The sequence below is a fragment of the Microbacterium sp. NIBRBAC000506063 genome (assembly GCF_017968845.1).
In the GTDB taxonomy this organism is placed as follows: Bacteria; Actinomycetota; Actinomycetes; order Actinomycetales; family Microbacteriaceae; genus Microbacterium.
In genome coordinates, this window is sequence record NZ_CP072876.1 from 2,365,618 (window position 1) to 2,383,648 (window position 18,031).

Sequence of the window (18,031 nt, forward strand, 5' to 3'; positions counted from 1 at the left end):
GCCTAGACTTCTTGCATGTCGCTCTCTCTCGACTCGCAGCTCGATGACGCCCTTGGGAAGAAGACGGCTGATGCGCTCACGCGTGCGTTCGGAATGGCGACGGTCGGCGATCTGCTGACGCACTACCCTCGTCGCTATGCCTCTCTCGGGGAGCTCACGCCGATCCTCGATCTGCCGATCGGCGAGACGGTCACGATCGTGGCAGAGGTGCTGGGGACCCGGATGCGGCGGATGCGCAATCGGCCCGGCGCGATGCTCGAGGTCGTGATCGGTGACGGCATCGGCCAGATGACGCTGACGTTCTTCGGCAAGCACCAGGGCGCACTCGAGTGGCGCGAGAAAGAGCTCTGGCCCGGACGTCGTGGGGTCTTCTCGGGCAAAGTGAGCGAGTACCGCGACTCGCTGCAGTTCGCCCATCCGCAGTACGAACTGCTCGACGACGAGCTCGAAGCGCGTCAGCGCGCCGACGAACGGGTGCAGAGGCCCATCCCGATCTATCCGGCGACCTCGACGATCGCGAGTTGGCAGGTGCAGAAGATCGTCGGGCAGGTGCTCGACGACCTCGACGCCGTGCCCGATCCTCTGCCGGCGAATCTGCGCCAGGAGGAACGGCTGCTCGATGCGCGCACCGCTCTCGAGCATGTGCATCGTCCGCCGACGCACTCGGCGATCGACCCTGCCGTGCGCACACTGCGCATGCATGAGGCGCTCGTCCTCCAGACCGCGCTGTTGCAGCAGCGGGAATTCGTGCGGGCGATGTCGGCGATTCCGCGACCTGCGGCGCCGGGCGGTCTGCTGCAGCGGTTCGACGCGGCGCTGCCCTATGAGCTGACGCCCGATCAGCGCACGGTCGGCGTGAACATCGCCGCCGATCTCACGGCCGCCTGGCCGATGAACCGTCTCGTCCAGGGCGAGGTGGGCTCGGGCAAGACGCTCGTCGCGTTGCGCGCGATGCTGCAGGTGGCCGAATCCGGCGGACAGGCAGCGCTTATCGCGCCGACCGAGGTGCTCGCCTCGCAGCATCTGCGCTCGATCACCCGCACGCTCGGTCCCGACCTGGCCGCCGAGCTCATGCCGACGCTGCTGACGGGGCAGCTCTCCGCGCCCGTGCGTCGTAAGGCGGCGCTGCGGGTGGCCTCGGGCCAGTCGCTCATCGTGATCGGCACGCACGCCCTGCTCAGCGAGAAGACGACCTTCGCCGATCTCGCCCTCGTCGTCGTCGACGAGCAGCATCGTTTCGGCGTCGAGCAGCGGGAGGCGCTGCGCGCCAAGGGCACGAGCCCGCACGCGCTCGTGCTCACGGCGACGCCCATCCCGCGGACCGTGGCGATGACGGTGTTCGGCGATCTCGACACATCCACGATCCGTACGCTTCCGAGCGGACGCGCGGGCATCCAGACCTTCGTCGCGCCGCTCGCGGAGCACCCCGGGTGGTTCTCCCGCGTGTGGGAACGTGCGGCGGAGGAGATCGCGCAGGGCCGGCAGGTCTTCGCCGTGTGCGCCGCGATCGACACGGAGAAGAAGACCGCGGAACCGGATGCCGCCCCGCTCCCGCCGGCAGCACGCCGAAGTGGGGCGTGATCCAGTTGAAGGAGGCGCTCTCCACGCATCCGCGCATCAAGGACGTGCGCACGGCAGTGCTGCACGGGCAGCTGCCCGCCGACGAGAAGGACGCGATCATGCAGTCTTTCGCGCGCGGCGAGATCGACCTCCTGATCGCCACGACGGTGATCGAGGTCGGCGTCGACGTGCCGAACGCGTCGACGATGATCATCCTCGACGCCGACCGCTTCGGCGTCTCGCAGCTGCATCAGCTCCGGGGGCGTGTGGGGCGAGGGTCCTTTCCCGGTCTGTGCCTGCTCGTGACCGAGGCGCAGGCGGGGACGCCCGCCCGCGAGCGCGTGGAGGCGGTTGCGTCGACGACCGACGGCTTCGCCCTCGCTGAGGTCGACCTCGAGCTGCGCGGTGAAGGCGATGTGCTCGGCGACGCCCAGGCGGGGGCTCGTTCCTCCCTCAAGCTGCTGCGTGTCGCCAAGGACGCCGAACTGATCACCCGGGCGCGCACGCTCGCCGCGCACATCCTGGAGCGCGACCCCGCGTTGAGTGATCATCCACAGTTGCGTGAGGCGTTGGAACGCCAGGTTACGGCCGCCGATCGCGCGGCGCTGGCGAAGAACTAGGCTGAAGGCATGAGCAATCGGATCGCGGTCGTCCCCGGCTCCTTCGACCCGCCCACCCTCGGTCACCTCGACGTCATCCGGCGAGCGGCGTCTCTGTACGACGAGCTGCATGTGCTCGTGGTGCACAATCCCGGCAAAGAGGCGATGCTGCCGATCTCGGACCGGATGAACCTGCTCGAGCAGTCGATCAAGGAAGACGGCATGCCCGGGAACATCATCGTCGGCTCCTGGAGCGTCGGTCTGCTCGTCGACTACGCGCGCGACGTCAACGCGGGTGTCCTCGTCAAGGGCATCCGCTCGCAGGTTGATGTCGCGTACGAGACGCCGATGGCGATCGTGAACCGGCATCTGGCCGAGATCGAGACCGTGTTCCTGCTGCCCGATCCGGCGCACGCGCTCGTGTCGAGCTCGCTCGTGCGTCAGGTCGCCGGTCTCGGCGGCGACGTCTCTCCCTTCGTGCCCCGCTCGGTCGCCGCCTTCCTCGACACCGGCGCCCGCGGCATCTAGTCAGGCGCTCCTCCGTCCGCGAACCCCTCGGGCGAGACGGTTTCCTGCGTGCACCCTCCTCCGGTCGTCGAGCGAACCCGCATGCTCGCAATGACCGGACGAAGAACCTGAATCGCAGGAGGCGACCCGGCGGATCGGTCGGCACAAGGCCGCCTTCGAGGTGAGGGCCGGTACCATAGCGGGGTGAGAACCCGCAGCAACGGCCCGTTCGCCCTCCCCGTCCGCGACATCGTCCGCAAGCCGGGGAGATGCGTGAGCATGATCTCTCCGTCACCCTCACCGAGCGATGGGGGAGGGAATAGTCTCAGTGGAAGCAGACGCGGAGGTCGACATCGCCGTGCGTCTGGAGTCTGTGCACGAGGGCATTCTCGCCTCAGGAACCGCGGATACCCGGTACGACGGAGTATGCGGTCGGTGCCTCGCAGACGTCTCTGAGCCCATCGAAGTCGAGTTTCAGGAGCTTTTCGCCTATCCTGGAGAAGAAGAAACTGACTTCGAGGTTCAAGACGACCACGTGGATCTTGAAACTCTGGTCAGGGATGCGGTTGTGTTATCGCTTCCATTTCAACCGGTGTGTCAGCCGGATTGCCCCGGTCTCGACCCGGAAACAGGCAAGCGGCGGACCATGAGCACCGAAGCGGAGAACCCCGCTCCCATCGATCCTCGATGGAGTGCGCTCCGCGAGATCGCAGACCAAGACCAAGGGGCGCGGCCGAAGGCCGTGCCGCCGAGAACACAGAAGAGAGCTAGTCATGGCAGGTAACCCTCCGAAGCGCAAGGTTTCCCGTTCGAACACCCGCTCGCGCCGCGCGCAGTGGAAGGCGGAGGCCCCCGCACTGGTGAAGACGGTCGAGAACGGCAAGGTCGTCTACAGCCGTCCGCACCAGGCGAAGGTCGTCACCGACTCGCAGGGCACCGAGCTTTTCCTCGAGTACAAGGGCCGCAAGGTCGCCGACGTCTGATCGCGAGATCACGTTGCACACGGGGGCGTGGGCGACGGTACGGCGGCGCTTGTCCGGCGGCTCCAGGTCGACATCGATCCGGAACTGCTTCGGCTTGCTCTGACGCATCGTTCGTTCGCATACGAGCACGGCGGGGTTCCGCACAATGAGCGGCTGGAGTTCTTGGGGGACTCCATACTCGGGCAGGCGGTGACCGTGCTGCTCTATGAGACGTACCCGGAGCTCGATGAGGGCGAACTCGCCAAGCGGCGCGCGAGCGTTGTATCGACAGTGGCGCTGGCAGAGGTCGCGCGCACGATCGAGCTTGGCCAGCACCTGCTGCTGGGGCGCGGCGAGGAGCTCACCGGAGGTCGTGACAAGGATTCGATCCTCGCAGACACGATGGAAGCCGTGATCGGTGCGACCTACATGTCCGCAGGTCCGGATGCGGCGACGTCTCTCGTGCTGCGGCTGACCACACCGCTGCTCGCCGACCCCGAACGCTATGGTGCCGCCATGGACCCGAAGACGAGCCTGCAGGAACTCGCGGCGCGTCGCTCGGTCGCACCGCCGGAGTACTCGGTCGAGGCCAGCGGCCCCGATCACGCGCGCACGTTCACGGCGACGGTCGTCGTCGGCCCCGTCACCTCGACCGGGATGGGAACGAGCAAGAAGGCCGCGGAGATGAGCGCGGCGCTCACCGCCTGGCACGAGCTGGGCGGTCGTGCCTGAACTCCCCGAAGTCGAGGTCGTGCGTGCCGGGCTCGCCCCGGCGGTCACCGGAGCGACGGTGCTGGGCGTCCATGTCCTCGACGGCCGCGCACTCCGGCGTCACCGAGGAGATGTCGCGCAGTTCGAAGCGGCGCTGACGGGCCGTCGCATCGAGACGGCCGTACGTCGCGGCAAGTTCCTCTGGCTCCCGCTCGAGGGCGCCGAGGAGTCGCTCGTCGGTCACCTGGGCATGAGCGGGCAGCTCCTGCTGCGCGCGCCCGAGGCTCCGCCCGAGCGACACGAGCGCGTGCGCATCGGCATCGCGCATCCGCAGCACGGTGAGCTCGCGGTCGTCTTCGCCGACCAGCGGACCTTCGGCTCACTCGCCCTCGACTCTCTCGTCCCGACGCCCGACGGCGCTCCGGCGGTCGGGGGTCGAATGCCGCCTCAACGCCCTCACAGGTCGCACACATCGCGCGCGACCCCCTCGATCCGGCGTTCTCCGAGGCACGCTTCCGCGCGCAGCTCGCGAGGAAGCGCTCCGCGATCAAACGCGTGCTGCTCGACCAGACCGTCGTCAGCGGCATCGGCAACATCTACGCCGACGAAGCGCTGTGGGCGGCTCGCCTGCATCCGGAGACCCCGGCGGACACGCTTTCGACGCGCACGGTGAACCGTGTGCTCGCCGAGGTGCGCGCCGTGCTCGAGAAGGCGCTCGTCGAGGGAGGCACGAGCTTCGACGAGCAGTACGTGAACGTCAACGGCGAAGCCGGCTACTTCGCCCACTCGCTCAACGCCTACGGCCGCACAGGTCAGCCGTGCGCGCGCTGCGGCACGCCGATCGTGCGGGTGAGCTTCATGAACCGCAGCTCGCACTTCTGCCCGCGCTGCCAACGGCCTCTTTGACGGCGCCGGCGCCAAGGAGAGTCGTCGTCGAAGACACCGCCGGAGAGGCGAGTCCTCAGGCGAGCACGCGCTTCCACGCCCCCGCGACGGTCAGCGGCGTGAAGCCTATCCGCTCATTCACATCGAGCATCGGGCGATTCTCCTCCGCGTTGAACGTCGTCACGAAGGGTGAGTCCGGAGCCACCTCCCGCCAGCGCAGCAGGTTCGCGCACTTCACGATCATGCCGAGCCGGTGTCCTCGATGCTCGCGCACGACGAGCGTGCCCCACTGCTCGGAGGGCCGCGTGCGGTCCTGCCCGAGCACGAGCTCGCTGTATGCGACGAGCTGGCCGCTCGGAACATGCTCCACCGCGGCGACCGACACCGTCAGCCCGGCATCCGCGTTCCGGCGATCCCGGGTGACGACGCGCTCCGCGTCCCAGTGCTCCTCGGTCCAGACGACGCCGCCGGTCGGCACATCCGTCGACATCCGCGACCTGACGAAGGCGCTGCCCTCACGCCACCGCTCCGGCGTCGGTGCGGTCCACGCGACAACGCGATAGTCGGGGCCGGCCACGGCCAGGTTCTCATCCAGAAGCGTCTGGACGGCGTCCATCGGCGCGGAGAGGTCGAAGGCGCTGTTGCGCTCGACCTGCTCCAGCGTGAATCCGTGATCGCGGAAGAACACCGTGTGCTCGTCGACCGGTACGGTGCCGAAGCCGCTGGCCGGTGACATCCGATCGTGCGGGGTGTCGAGGCGGTGCAGGGTGTACGTCTGCACGTCGCTGCGCTTGTTCCGGCGTGCCTCGTCGAGGAGGGGCTCCAGCAGCGCCTCCTCGACGCCGCGCCCCCGGAACTCCGGAAGCGCGAGCAGGTCGAACTCCAGCTCGGTCGCGCCCTCCTCCTGCGGGATCATGACCTGCAGGGCGCCCGCGGCACGTCCGTTCACACGGGCGAGATATCCGCGGCGATGCTGATAGGTCGTCTCCTGCCAGACGGGCAGTTCCTCGGCCGGGATCCACTTCAGGTGGTCCAGGCCGAGGTCCTGCTCCATGGCGGTGTTGAACACCTCGGCCATCGCGACGAAGTCCGCGGCCTCCGGCGAGTCCAGGGAGTCCGGCGCGATGACCGGCGAGACGGTGACCTCCGTCACACGAGCACCTTCTTCCACGCACCCTCGTACGTGACGGGCTCGAACCCGATCGCCTCGTTGATGTCGAGCATCGGCCGGTTCTCCTCGGCGTTGTAGGTGATGATCTTCGGCGACTGCGGAGCCACCTCGCGCCAGGATCGGATGCCGGCGCATTTGACGAGCATTCCCAGGCGGTGCCCGCGGTGCTCCTTGAGCACGAGCGTGTCCTCCTGGCTCGACACGGCCGTCGGATCGCTCGGCAGCACGAGCTCATTGAAGGCGACGACCGTGCCGCTCTCCTCGTGCACGGCCGCGGTGACCTGCACCGTCTGTCCGCCGTCGAGATAGCGCTTGTCGTGGAGGGCGACACGCGCGGCATCCCAGGTCTCCTCGTCAAACTCCAGCGCTGCCGCCGGTGCGTCCGTCGACATGCGCGACTTCACCCAGGCGTAGCCCTCGACGTGCTCGGGCGGAGTCGGCAGCATCCACTGCACGACGCGGTACCCGGCCGATGCCGCTTCCGCCTCGGCGAGCAGCGCATCGACATGGTCCGTCGGTGCCGTCAGGTCGAAGGCGCTCTTGCGCTCGATCTGCTCCAGTCTGTAACCGTGGCGTAGGTAGAACCGGGCCGCGTGGTCCTCGGGATCTCGCCGTAACCGGTCGGTGCGGCGAGCCGTCGCCCCGGAGCATCCGGATGCGCGGCCCACGACTGCAGCACGGTGCGGCCGTGCTCGCGAGCGGTTCTCTCGACGAGCTCGTAGGCGGTCGTTCCGATGCCCTGGCCGTGGTGCTCCCGCAGGATCTCCACGAGCCAGTAGGCGATCTTGGAGTCACCCTCCAGCGGCAGATCGAGCCCGGCCCGGCCGATGATCTCACCGTCGCGGCGGATCGCCCAGATGAAGCGGATCTCGTTGGGGTCCTCACCGTAGTGGGGCAGAAGCTCGGCGGGCGTGTACGCGCCGTCGTCGTCGCCGTCGATCTCGCGGTAGACGAGATTGCGAACGCGGACCATCTCCAGGAAATCCCCGGCATCCGCCGAGTCGACGGATGTCGGGATGGTCAGCGGGGTGATCGTGATGTCAGTGGTGCGAGTGCTCATGATGGTTCTCCAGATGTGATTCGAGGGCTCAGCGAAGCTGACGCAGGAGCCCGTAAGAGGTCAAGGTCTGTGCGTTGTCGCGGCTGAGCCGCTGCAAGGGGTCGGATGCCGCGGGCCGCGGCACCCGGCGCCGATGACGCACGGCGGAGCGCTTCGGGCGCTGCGCGCGCAACAGCAGCCAGAGGCCGAGTCGCAGCGACAGCCTGTCGGCTGCCGACAGCGGGGCATCGGATGTGGGAAGCGCCACGGTGAGGACGTCGGGTTGACGTTGCTCGGTGGTCGTGGGGTAGTCATGAGAGTAGTTCCTCTGAGAGTGTCGGGCGGGGCCCGAAGACGAAGCATGGCGGAGAGAGGGCAGGCAGGAGCCTGCGGCGAAGGCGCGTGGATACGGCGGTTTTCGCGGGGCGGCGGACAAGGAGAGAGGCCCTCGACGGGCAGACTCGTCCCCTGCGCGACTTAAGCGCCAGCGTGGAACACGAGACCGGAGGAGGCTGCCCGGAAAGCAACGCGCGCGGCAGTGCCTGCGCCAATAGCGTCATGCTGAATCATCATCGGGAACCTCCTTTCTTCGGTTCGGTGCGACGAACCACGCTACGCCTGTCGGCGTGGGCGCGTCAAGTACTTCTTCGATGTTCGCCCCTTACAGGGCGCGCCAGAGCAGCCGTACCGCAGGATTCCGGTAGCGTATGGGCGTGATGCGAGCGCGAGGATCGGTGTGCGGATGCACCTGAAGAGCCTGACGTTGAAGGGCTTCAAGTCGTTCGCTCAGCCCACGAGCTTCGTCTTCGAGCCCGGTGTCACCTGCATCGTGGGGCCCAACGGCTCCGGCAAGTCGAACGTGGTCGACGCCCTCGCCTGGGTCATGGGGAGCAGGGTGCCAAGACGCTCCGCGGCGGCAAGATGGAGGACGTCATCTTCGCCGGCACCTCCACACGCGGACCGCTCGGGCGCGCCGAAGTGCAGTTGACGATCGACAACAGCGACGGCGCCCTGCCGATCGAGTACTCCGAGGTGACGATCAGCCGCACCCTCTTCCGCAACGGCGCGAGCGAGTACGCCATCAACGGCGAGCAGTGCCGTCTGCTGGACGTGCAGGAGCTCCTGAGCGACTCCGGGCTCGGCCGCGAGATGCACGTCATCGTCGGCCAGGGCAGGCTCGACACCGTCCTGCAGGCCTCGCCCGAGGACCGGCGCGGCTTCATCGAGGAGGCCGCCGGCATCCTCAAGCACCGCCGCCGCAAGGAGAAGACGGTCCGCAAGCTCGAGGCGATGGAGACCAACCTCACCCGCCTGAGCGATCTCGCCGGCGAGATCCGGCGCCAGCTCAAGCCGCTCGGGCGCCAGGCCGAGATCGCCCGGGAGGCGCAGACGATCGCCGCCGTGGTGCGGGATGCCAAGGCACGCCTGTTCGCCGACGACGTCGTCGCGCTGCGCACGGCGCTCGCCGACCACACCCGCACGGAGCAGGAGCGGCACACCGAACGCCTCGTGCTCTCGGACCAGGTCGATCTCGCGCGGGCGAAGATGGCCGAGCTCGAGCAGAACCAGAGTTCGATCGCCGTCGACGAGGCGCGCAGCGTGCTCTTCGGCCTCGAACAGGCCCAGGAACGGATGCGGGGACTCTTCACGCTCGCGAACCAGCGCCTCGCGCTGCTCGGAACCGAAGAGGACGACCAGGCTGTCGCCGCGACGACGGTGAGCCAGGCCCAGATCGACGATGCCCGTGCCGAGATCGATGAGATCTCAGCCGGGCTCGGCGATGCGCAGGACGCCGCCCAGGCCGCCACCCGTGCCGTCACACGCGCGCGGGCCGAACTGGACGCGCTCGACATCGACATCGCCGAGCAGAGCGCGCTCGTCTCCGAGCACGACATGCGGGTCACGACGCTGCGCGGCACGGCGGAGGCCGCCGCATCCGCCCTCGCTGCGGTGCGCGGCGCGGTGCTGCGACAGGAGAACGCGCTGGAGGCCGCCGAGCAGCGACGCCGCGAAGCGCGGGAGGCCCTCGACCAGATCGAGGAGGCCGAGGCGCCCTCGGGCACGGTCGCCGAGCACTCGGCCGCCTACGAGAGGGCGCAACGGGCGGCTTCAGAGGCGGAGTCGACGCTGGAGGAGCTGCGGGAGCGCCTGCACGCGACCGAGCGCGAGGCCGATGCGCTGACGGCCAAGGCGGCGGCTCTCGGCAGCGCGCTGGCACTCAGCGGCGGCGCGGCCGAGATCGTGAAGGCGGGTGGCCCGGGCATCCGAGGGCTCGTCGGCGACGCCGTGCAGGTCAAGCCCGGTTTCGAGGCCGCGATCGCGGCGGTGCTCGGTCCTCTCACCGAAGGCGTGCTGGTCGAGACGCTCGACGACGCGTTCACCGTCGCAGCGGATGCGGCTGAGAGTGCGCGCGGTGCCGTCGACATCGTGATCGCCGATGCGCGCCGTGAAGAGACTGCGCCCGCAGAGGTCGCCGGAGCCACCGCCGCGGCCGCGGTCGTCACCGCGCCTCCCGGCATCCAGGGCATCCTCGCGCACGTGCTCATCGCCGACGACCTCGATTCCGCGCGAAAGGCCCGTGCGGCGGCGGAAGCGACGCGCACGACCCCCGTCACGGTCGTGACGCGCGCCGGCGAACTGCTGACCGCCTTTTCCGTGCGCGCCGGGTCCGGGGGAGAGCGCTCGCGCCTGGAGCTCACCGCCGAACGGGATGCCGCCATCGAGCGGCGCGACGAACTGCAGGCGACGGTCGACGGCCTGCGCGCCGAGCTCGCCGATGCGCGGGAACAGGTCGAGACCCGTCGCCGTGAGGCGAAGGAGGCGCTGCGGGCGCTGCGCGAGCACGACGCGGAGCTCGCCGCCTACGCCGAGGCGGTCAACAGGGTGACGGTGCGGCACGAGTCGGCCGTCGCCGAGTGCGAACGACTGGAGTCCGGACTCGCGCAGGCGCAGTCGGCCGTCTCGGATGCCGAGACCGCTGCTGCTGCGGCGAAAGCCGATCTCGACGCCGCCCTGGCCGAACCCCGGCCCGAGCTCGACGCCTCCGCCCGTGACGGACTGCTGGAGGCGCTGGAGAAGGCGCGCGAGGAGGAGGTGCGGGCGCGGCTGGAGATCGAGACCCTGCGCGAGCGGGTCCGGGCCGGCCAGACCCGTGTCGCCGGACTCGAGCGCCAGCGCGAGCAGGAGAAGGAGGCCGCCGTGGAGGCCGCGCGTCGGGCGGTGATCCGGCGGGCGCAGCGGGAGGCGGCATCCGGTGTCGCGGCGGAGCTTCCCCGTGTGCTCGACTCGCTCGGTCGTTCGGTCGCCGAGGCGCAGCTCGCGCTGAGCACCGCGGAGTCCGCACGAGCGGCGCAGAACCAGGAACTCGTGGCGCTGCGCGCCGAGGAGGCGGCGCTGCGGGAGCGTCTTGCCGGGCTCACCGAGAGCGTGCACGGGCTCGAGCTGCAGATCCATGAGAAGAAGCTGCACCTGTCGAGCCTGCTCGAACGGGTGGCGAGCGAGCTCGCCCTCGACGAGGACATCCTCATCGCGGAGTACGGTCCGGATCAGCCCGTGCCGAGCGATGGCAGCGACGACGGGCCGGAGGAGGAGACCGCGGCGGCATCCGAGGGCGTTCCCTACGACCGCCGGGAGCAGGAGAAGCGCCTGCGCGAGGCGGAGCGCAAGCTCACCCAGCTCGGCCGGGTCAATCCGCTCGCCCTGGAGGAGTTCGCCGCGCTCGAGCAGCGCCATGCTTTCCTCACCGAGCAGCTGGCCGACCTGACCCAGACCCGCCAGGACCTGCTGACGATCATCGGCGACCTCGACGAGCGCATGCAGACGATTTTCGCCGCGGCCTTCGAAGACACCAAGGTCGCCTTCGGCGAGGTCTTCCCGATCCTGTTCCCCGGCGGTTCGGGGAGCATCTCGCTCACGAACCCCGATGACATGTTGACGACCGGGATCGAGGTGGCGGTCAGACCGGTCGGCAAGAAGATCGAACGCCTCTCGCTGCTCTCGGGCGGTGAGCGCTCGCTCGCGGCCGTGGCCCTGCTCGTGGCGATCTTCAAGGCGCGTCCGAGCCCGTTCTACATCCTGGACGAGGTCGAGGCGGCGCTCGACGATGCCAACCTCGGCCGGCTCCTCGGCGTCTTCGAGCAGTTGCGGGAGAGCTCGCAGCTGCTGGTCATCACCCACCAGAAGCGCACGATGGAGATCGCCGACGCCCTCTACGGCGTCTCGATGCGCCAGGACGGCGTCTCGGCCGTCGTCGGTCAGCGCGTGAACGAGCGCGCCGCCATCGCGAGCTGACTCTCGAAGCCGGCCAGCACATCGGCGAACTCCGGCAGGTTCTGTGGCCTATGCCCCGCGCTGGCGCTCGTCGACCTGAGCGAGCAGTGCCGTCGCCTCGCGGAGGAACAGATCGTGCGCCTCGAGCTGCGCCCAGTGGCCGCAGTCGGGCACCATCACGAGTCTCGCGCCGGGGGTCTCCTCCGCAGCGCGCCTCGAGCCTTCCGGGTCGACCAGGGGGTCGTCCTCGCCGTGGAACAGCAGGGTGGGAACGGAGATCTCCCGCACCCGGTCGCTGAGGTCGTTGAGCATGCCCCGGCTTCCGATCGTCGCCTGGTTGTAGCGTCCGTACGCCAGCCCGCCCTTCGGATGCCGCGCCTCGCGGGAGAACTCCGGCACGACTTCCGCGGGCAGCGTCGAAGGGTCCTTCACCATCGATCGCAGCACCCTGTCGACGAAGCGATTGGCGAAGCGCGCCAAGGGGAGCAGCAGCCAGTCGGGCATCTGTGCGGCCAGCCACGCGGAGTACTGGGTGGTCCGATTGCGCAGAAGCGGGATGAGGCCGCCCGGTGCGATCAGCACCAGCCCGGCGACGCGCGCCGGATGATCGAGTGCGACGTTCAGGGCGACGTCTCCGCCCATCGAGACGCCGAACACGACGGCCTGATCGATCCCGAGCGCATCCATCGCCTCTACGACCACGGTCGCGAGCTCTCGCGGGCCGCCGACGGGCGGGACATCGATGCTCCCTCCGAACCCGGGAAGGTCGATCGCCCACACCTCGCGGTCACGGCCCAGGGGATCCAGCGCGCGGAACCACGAGATCGCGGAGTTGTCCGAACCGCCGCCGTGCACGAGTACTGCGGGAACACGGTCGCCGCCGTGTCCGGCGTGGAGGACGCGGAGCGGGCCGGTCGGTGTGTCGACCGTGGTCGCTTGAGTCCCGGCGGGGATGAGTGCTGTCACGAGGTGCTCCCGGTGTCGGTCGGCGCCGGATGCGCGGTGTCCTGGCGCATCATGTCCTCCGCGGCGCGCAGGAGGGAGTCGTCGCTGTACAGGCCGTGCGTGAACAGTTCCAGCGTGGGGAGGGTGATGCGCGCGGCGACGGCGGGGGTGAGCCTCTCCTCGCCGAGCGCGCGGGCGAACTGCCGGCGCAGCAGGAGCGGAGCGAGCCCGAACAGCGTGAGGACGAGTGCCGTGCCGTCGGGGTCTGCCTGCGCTCGGATGACACCCGCCGATTCCTGGGCGCGTGTCACGTTCTGCGTGCCGTGCAGGATCCGGTCGAAGATCCGATCCGCGGTCTCGGAATCCTCGGAGAGCATCCGGACGAGGTAGTCGAGGGCCGGCCCGTAGGCATCGGGAGCCCCCAGCGCCGCACGGAGGGACTCGATCGTGAACGCGGCGTCTTCCGTCTGGCCGTCCTCGTTCGTGAACATCGCCGTGACGTGGGCGTCGCAGGCGGCGCGGAGTCCGTTCTTGTCGCCGAAGTGATGCACGATGAGCGCGGGACTGACTCCCGCAGTCTGCGCGATGGCGCGCAAGCTCGCCGCCTCGAAACCGCGCGTTCCGATGAGCTCGATCGCGGCATCACGGATGCGCGCGCGTGTCGTGAGGTCCTCGGGATCCCTGTGTGAACGCATGTTCAATAGACTAAACGCATGTTCAATAGCCGTCAATCGCGGCGTATCGTCGATGGCGGGGCGAGACCGACGTGCACCGCGCCCACCGTAGGCTGGAGGTATGGCGGAGAAGTCCTGGTCCCTCGGTCGCGCACTGCGCGGCATGTTCGTCAAGCCCGAGATCGATGAGACGACCTGGGACGACCTCGAGACGGCGCTGCTGACGGCGGACTTCGGTCCGGACATCACCGAGCGCATCCTCGACGAACTGCACGAGAAGGTCGACCGCTACGCGACCACCGACCCGGCCGATCTGCAGCGGATGCTCCGGGAGACCCTCGAAGAGCACTTCTCGAAGTTCGACACGACTCTGAAGCTCACCGAGCGTCCCGCCGTCGTGCTGGTGGTCGGCGTCAACGGCGTGGGAAAGACGACCACGATCGGCAAGTTCACCAAGTTTCTCCGCGGCTACGGTCGCTCCGTGGTCGTCGGCGCCGCCGACACGTTCCGGGCGGCGGCCGTCGACCAGCTCGCCACCTGGGCGCAGCGGGGGGAGCGGCGATCGTGCGCCCTCAGCAGGAGGGCCAGGACCCGGCATCCGTCGCCTATCAGACCATCGAGTTCGCCCAGCGCGAGGGCATCGAGATCGTCATCGTCGACACCGCCGGACGCCTGCACACCAAGGGCGGTCTCATGGACGAGTTGTCCAAGATCCGCCGCGTCATCGAGAAGCAGGCGCCGATCAGCGAGGTGCTCCTCGTCCTGGATGCGACCACGGGTCAGAACGGCGTCATGCAGGCCGAGGCCTTCCTCGAGCATGCCGGCGTGACCGGGCTCGTCCTCACGAAGCTCGACGGCTCCGCCAAGGGCGGATTCGTGCTGGCGGTGCAGGAGCGCACCGGCATCCCCGTCAAGCTCCTGGGCCAGGGCGAGGGATCGACGACCTCACCGGGTTCACCCCGCACGTCTTCGTTCAGGCCCTCGTCGGCTGAGACAGGACTACCCACGACATGACAAGACTGGTTTCATAGCGATATGGCGATCGAACACGACTACTTCGGGCTCCTCTCGTCGGGGCCGGACGGATCGATCTTCTGGTCGGAGAACGTCGACCTGGGCGATCAGTCGGTCACGGTCGACCTCACCGCGCCCGATCAGGAGGATGTCTCCTCCGACGCGCTCGATATCGCCGCCTCGCTCATCTCGGGCCTCGAGCAGGTCGATGACAGCGCGCGTCGCTCGATGCTCGCCGAAGTGGACGACCGGACCAGCGAGGTCACCGAGTACATCCTCCGGCTGCAGGAGGCGTACGGCGACGGGCTCACCGAGCTTCTCGTCGACGTCAGCGGAGACGATGCCGTCGACGTCATCCGCTCGCTCCGCCTCATGAGCATGACCATCCTCGCCGACGAGCACGGCGGCGCGGATCCCTTCGCGGTGCTCGAGTACGGGCTCGACACCGGCGACGACGATGACGTGCTGCTCGTGAACCTCGGCTCCGACGGCGCGGTCCTCTCGGTCATCAGCGCCGACTGAGCAACCTTCTCGTCGACTCAGCGCGGAGGCCGCGACAGCGGCACCTCCTGATATCGATCCAGCGCCCGCACGACGATGCCGGCCGGCGCCTCGGCGGCTGCGAGCAACCGCTGGGCGTCGGCGTCGGCGGCATCGGTGAGTGCCGTGGCGAGGTAGCCGTGCACCGCCGCGCTCTGCTCGGGCGTGAGCCGGCCGCGGCGTTCCCCGGCACCGTCGGCGTCGAAGACGGCCAGGAGCATGCCGTGCTCTCGCTCCGCGTCGGGTGAGACCGGCGGCTGGAAGTAGGGAAGATCGAGCGCGAGCGCGCCGAATCGGGCGTAGAAGCGCAGGCGTGCCTCGGGATCGCCGTAGATCGGATGCGAGGACTGCACGTCCGGGCGGTCGAACTCCGCCAGCAGCACCTCGACGCCCGCATCCGACGACCAGCGGTCGAGGACGGCGGAGAGCAGGGCGGAGCCGACGCCTCGACCGCGTGTTCCGGGAGCGGCGACGAGATACTGCAGCAGCACGACCGGGGTTGCGATCTCACTGACGGCGAGGCCCAGAACCGCCCCTGACGCATCGCGCGCGACGAGAGCCTCGGCGTCGTGGCCGAACTGCGAGATGAAGTCATCCTCGGGCAGCAGCTCGTTCGGGCGGAAGGAGGGCGCGAGCAGAGTGCGGTGGAGCCGGCGCAGCGCGTCCAGGTCCGAAAGCGGCTCGACGCTGATCACAGCTCGCTCCGGGCGCGGGACGCCCGCCGGCGTCTGCGGGCAGCGGCCCGTCGCCGTCGCAGTCGCAGCGGCGCGATGATCATGACGCCGCCGAGCGCGACGGCGACGAAGAGGATCGCGGCGACGAACCACCAGGTGATGTCTCCGCGCAGCTCGAGGCCGTCCTGGAGGACCTGGACGAGCCCGGAGAGCCCGACGACGGCGAGGATGACGCCGAGCACCTGCGCGAGCCGTTCCGTTCGCCGCTCCCGCTCGGACTGCCGGCTCTCGTGGAGCAGGGCGATTCGGCGATGGCACACCTCCAGCAGCGGCTGCAGCCGGGTCCCGAGCACGTCGCGGACCGAGCGCTCGAACTCGTCCCGCAGGAGGTCGTATCTGTTCGATCGGAGGATGGCGTCCAGATCCGTCCGCAGCGCGGGCGAGGTGACGATCGCCGGGGACTCGACGAAGAGCATGATCGCCTGCTTGGACTGCACGAACGACTGCAGAGCCAGCTCTTCACGCTCGATCACGCGGATGACTTCGCCGAGATTCGCCAGGGCTTCCTCCTGTGCGCGATCGTCGTGGGCCATGATGGCGATGTCCGTGGCTTGGAGTTCGTCTTCGACGCGCTGGAGCAGCCGAGCGATGAGCTCGGCGTGGGTTCGGACCGTGCTCTGCCAGGCCTGGTACATGCCGTGCATGCTGTGCGTGAACCGCAGGAAGCTCTCGATCTCGCTGAGGGCGTAGTCGGGCGAGCGGAAACTCGCCAGGAGCGTGACGTTGGAGTTCGCGCAGAGCAGCTCGTCGTTGAGGTGGAGGAGATCGAAGCGCTTCACCGACTCGACGTCGTACATCGTCCAGTCGGCCACTCCCGATGCGCCGCCGGGCAGAGGGTGGAGCATCGGCTGGATCCCCCAGAGCTCGATGAGGTGTCGTGCCGATGTCAGGGGTGTGCGTACACCGCCGGAGTCGCGGGATGCTCCCTCGATCGTCACGATGACGCCGAAGGATCCCGCGCGCGCGGAGATCGGGTCGGTGCCGACGGGCGGGGCCTTCTGCTTCGTCTCGTTTCGAGACATGTCGATGCGGACCTGATGGAGGATCTTGCGAAGGTCGTCGAGGACTTCGTCGACGACATCCGCGAGCCGACTGATCCTCGCGTCGTCGTCGGATCGGGGATGCAGGTGCAGGGCCTCCGGGATCTCGGTCAGATCGCCGAAGACGGGAGTGGCGAGGTTGATCGTCTGGGCGACTTCGTACGCGGCGGCATCCTCCAGGTCGATCTCGAACACGATCGCATGGTTGCCGAGCTCCGAGAACTGGATGCTCGTGCGGATGATCTCCTCGGTGGGATCATCGCCGATGCCGGCGAGCGTGAGGTCCTCCAGCTGCACCGTCGAACCCCGGAATCCCCGACCCAGGCTGTCCGAACCCTGCCAGACGTCACTCAGTGCGAGGCTCTGAAGCACCTTGTGGATCTTGAGCGGACCCAGCCGCCCCTGCTGCGCGTGTCGCAGTGCGAGTCGGGCACGCAGGGCCGTCAGTTCTTCTATGCCGTCGTGTCTGCGCGGATGCAGGATGCCGAAGCCGTACACGATCAGCACACGTCCTTCGTCGACATGCACCCAGTCCCCGTGGACCGCCGCGTTGACGGTCTGCAGCGATGCGAGGTGCCCGCGCAGTTCGCTGGCATCCACCGCCCGGAAATCCGCCTCGTCGATCTGCGCCTCGATCCGGGCCAACGCCGCCGAGGCGTCGTCGCTGTCGCGTGAGAGCAGCGCATGGGCGGCTGTTGCGATCTCGTGGATCGCCCCGTAGTACCGATGCTCGCCCTTGGTCTCGGCGATGAGGGCATCGCGGCCGGGGTGCGCGGCGAGCTTCGCGGCCGCCCGCCGGATCTTCTCGATGGACGACGTCGCCCGCGCGCTGACGGTGATCACAGCCCGGAGGCGGCCCGTGAGCAGGGCTGCTTCAACATCGAACTCGCTCTGCATGAAGTCCAGCAACCGCCACGCGACGGCTTCCGCGTCGTCCTTCGCCTGGTCGGCGGCGGCGGAGACCGCGACGCCGACGGCCGAGCGGATCAGAGTGTGGTCCCAGCTCAGCGCCCACGCCTCGTTCACGAGATTGCGCAGGTACAGCGCGAGAACGACGCCGCCGAAGGGGATGGCCGCCGCGGCACGCACCGCCGGGGGAGCAGCTCATCGAGGACCTGTGCGGGATCCTCGTCCACGTCCTCCTCGTCGGTCATCGCCGCCTTCCACCAGTCCATCGTCAGGACGTCGCGGATCCTCTCCTGCTGCTCGGCGGTGAGTGCGACGGGTTCCCCTCGAAGTCGCTGCGCCTCCAGTTCGGCGGAGAGCCACTGGCGGGCGGCGTCCGCATCTTCGTCCGCGTACGCGAACGCATCTGCGGGCGGCGCGGGTCGTTCGACGATCTCCCCCATGGTGCTCCCGTCCGCACGGGTGCCCGTGCTGA

General features: G+C 68.9%; 16 protein-coding genes and 3 pseudogenes. 10 read left to right on the top strand and 9 right to left on the bottom strand.

Annotation, left to right across the window (positions count from 1 at the left end):
* Positions 1 to 15 precede the first annotated feature (15 nt).
* From KAE78_RS13375 to mutM, 7 genes and pseudogenes are all read left to right on the top strand, one after another.
* Positions 16 to 1,581, top strand: a complete 1,566-nt coding sequence (locus KAE78_RS13375; RefSeq protein ID WP_317451782.1) for an ATP-dependent DNA helicase RecG — start codon at positions 16 to 18, stop codon at positions 1,579 to 1,581.
* On the top strand, positions 1,578 to 2,180 hold the full coding sequence (locus tag KAE78_RS18885) for a helicase-related protein (RefSeq protein ID WP_317451783.1): 603 nt from the start codon (positions 1,578 to 1,580) through the stop codon (positions 2,178 to 2,180). The genes KAE78_RS13375 and KAE78_RS18885 overlap by 4 nt, the downstream gene beginning before the upstream one ends.
* Positions 2,181 to 2,189: 9 nt before the next feature.
* Positions 2,190 to 2,687 (top strand): pantetheine-phosphate adenylyltransferase, encoded by a 498-nt coding sequence (gene coaD, locus KAE78_RS13380; protein WP_223171169.1) that lies wholly within the window; start codon positions 2,190 to 2,192, stop codon positions 2,685 to 2,687.
* Positions 2,688 to 2,973: 286 nt separating this feature from the next.
* Positions 2,974 to 3,450 carry a YceD family protein gene (locus KAE78_RS13385; protein ID WP_223171170.1) on the top strand — a complete coding sequence of 159 codons (477 nt, stop codon included), beginning with the start codon at positions 2,974 to 2,976 and terminating at the stop codon, positions 3,448 to 3,450.
* Complete coding sequence (gene rpmF / locus KAE78_RS13390; protein WP_050721097.1) at positions 3,440 to 3,649, top strand: 50S ribosomal protein L32; 210 nt, start codon at positions 3,440 to 3,442, stop codon at positions 3,647 to 3,649. The genes KAE78_RS13385 and rpmF overlap by 11 nt, the downstream gene beginning before the upstream one ends.
* A 27-nt stretch (positions 3,650 to 3,676) precedes the next feature.
* Positions 3,677 to 4,360, top strand: a complete 684-nt coding sequence (gene rnc, locus KAE78_RS13395; protein ID WP_223171171.1) for a ribonuclease III — start codon at positions 3,677 to 3,679, stop codon at positions 4,358 to 4,360.
* Positions 4,353 to 5,245 (top strand): annotated as a pseudogene (gene mutM, locus KAE78_RS13400) (bifunctional DNA-formamidopyrimidine glycosylase/DNA-(apurinic or apyrimidinic site) lyase). The gene rnc and the pseudogene mutM overlap by 8 nt, the downstream one beginning before the upstream one ends.
* Before the next feature lie 55 nt (positions 5,246 to 5,300).
* Here the strand turns inward: mutM and KAE78_RS13405 are convergent.
* The 4 genes from KAE78_RS13405 to KAE78_RS13420 form a co-directional block, all read right to left on the bottom strand.
* The gene (locus tag KAE78_RS13405; RefSeq protein ID WP_223171172.1) at positions 5,301 to 6,377 is read right to left on the bottom strand and encodes a GNAT family N-acetyltransferase; all 1,077 of its coding nucleotides are present in this window, start codon (positions 6,375 to 6,377) and stop codon (positions 5,301 to 5,303) included.
* A complete protein-coding gene (locus KAE78_RS13410; RefSeq protein ID WP_223171173.1) occupies positions 6,374 to 6,841 on the bottom strand; it encodes a hypothetical protein in 468 nt (155 codons plus the stop codon). The genes KAE78_RS13405 and KAE78_RS13410 overlap by 4 nt, the downstream gene beginning before the upstream one ends.
* A 77-nt stretch (positions 6,842 to 6,918) precedes the next feature.
* On the bottom strand, positions 6,919 to 7,455 hold the full coding sequence (locus KAE78_RS13415) for a GNAT family N-acetyltransferase (protein ID WP_223171174.1): 537 nt from the start codon (positions 7,453 to 7,455) through the stop codon (positions 6,919 to 6,921).
* Positions 7,456 to 7,483: 28 nt separating this feature from the next.
* Positions 7,484 to 7,702: a hypothetical protein gene (locus tag KAE78_RS13420; RefSeq protein WP_223171175.1), complete on the bottom strand. Its 219-nt coding sequence runs from the start codon at positions 7,700 to 7,702 to the stop codon at positions 7,484 to 7,486.
* Positions 7,703 to 8,176: 474 nt separating this feature from the next.
* Between KAE78_RS13420 and smc the strand changes: the two are divergent.
* Positions 8,177 to 11,724: pseudogene (gene smc, locus KAE78_RS13425) on the top strand (chromosome segregation protein SMC).
* 48 nt (positions 11,725 to 11,772) lie between these two features.
* Here the strand turns inward: smc and KAE78_RS13430 are convergent.
* Positions 11,773 to 12,669: an alpha/beta fold hydrolase gene (locus KAE78_RS13430; protein WP_223171176.1), complete on the bottom strand. Its 897-nt coding sequence runs from the start codon at positions 12,667 to 12,669 to the stop codon at positions 11,773 to 11,775.
* Complete coding sequence (locus KAE78_RS13435) at positions 12,666 to 13,343, bottom strand: TetR family transcriptional regulator (protein WP_223171177.1); 678 nt, start codon at positions 13,341 to 13,343, stop codon at positions 12,666 to 12,668. Before KAE78_RS13435 ends, KAE78_RS13430 begins: the two co-directional genes overlap by 4 nt.
* Positions 13,344 to 13,443: 100 nt before the next feature.
* Between KAE78_RS13435 and ftsY the strand changes: the two are divergent.
* A pseudogene (gene ftsY / locus KAE78_RS13440) lies at positions 13,444 to 14,314 on the top strand (signal recognition particle-docking protein FtsY).
* Between the two features lie 43 nt (positions 14,315 to 14,357).
* Positions 14,358 to 14,858, top strand: a complete 501-nt coding sequence (locus tag KAE78_RS13445) for a DUF2004 domain-containing protein (RefSeq protein ID WP_223171178.1) — start codon at positions 14,358 to 14,360, stop codon at positions 14,856 to 14,858.
* Positions 14,859 to 14,875: 17 nt separating this feature from the next.
* Here KAE78_RS13445 and KAE78_RS13450 read toward each other — a convergent pair whose 3' ends face one another.
* From KAE78_RS13450 to KAE78_RS13460, 3 genes are read right to left on the bottom strand one after another with little or no spacing between them, the layout of a single operon-like run.
* The gene (locus tag KAE78_RS13450) at positions 14,876 to 15,571 is read right to left on the bottom strand and encodes a GNAT family N-acetyltransferase (protein ID WP_223171179.1); all 696 of its coding nucleotides are present in this window, start codon (positions 15,569 to 15,571) and stop codon (positions 14,876 to 14,878) included.
* Positions 15,568 to 17,739 (bottom strand): hypothetical protein, encoded by a 2,172-nt coding sequence (locus KAE78_RS13455; protein WP_223171180.1) that lies wholly within the window; start codon positions 17,737 to 17,739, stop codon positions 15,568 to 15,570. Before KAE78_RS13455 ends, KAE78_RS13450 begins: the two co-directional genes overlap by 4 nt.
* On the bottom strand, positions 17,673 to 17,999 hold the full coding sequence (locus KAE78_RS13460) for a hypothetical protein (protein WP_223171181.1): 327 nt from the start codon (positions 17,997 to 17,999) through the stop codon (positions 17,673 to 17,675). Before KAE78_RS13460 ends, KAE78_RS13455 begins: the two co-directional genes overlap by 67 nt.
* Positions 18,000 to 18,031 lie beyond the last annotated feature (32 nt).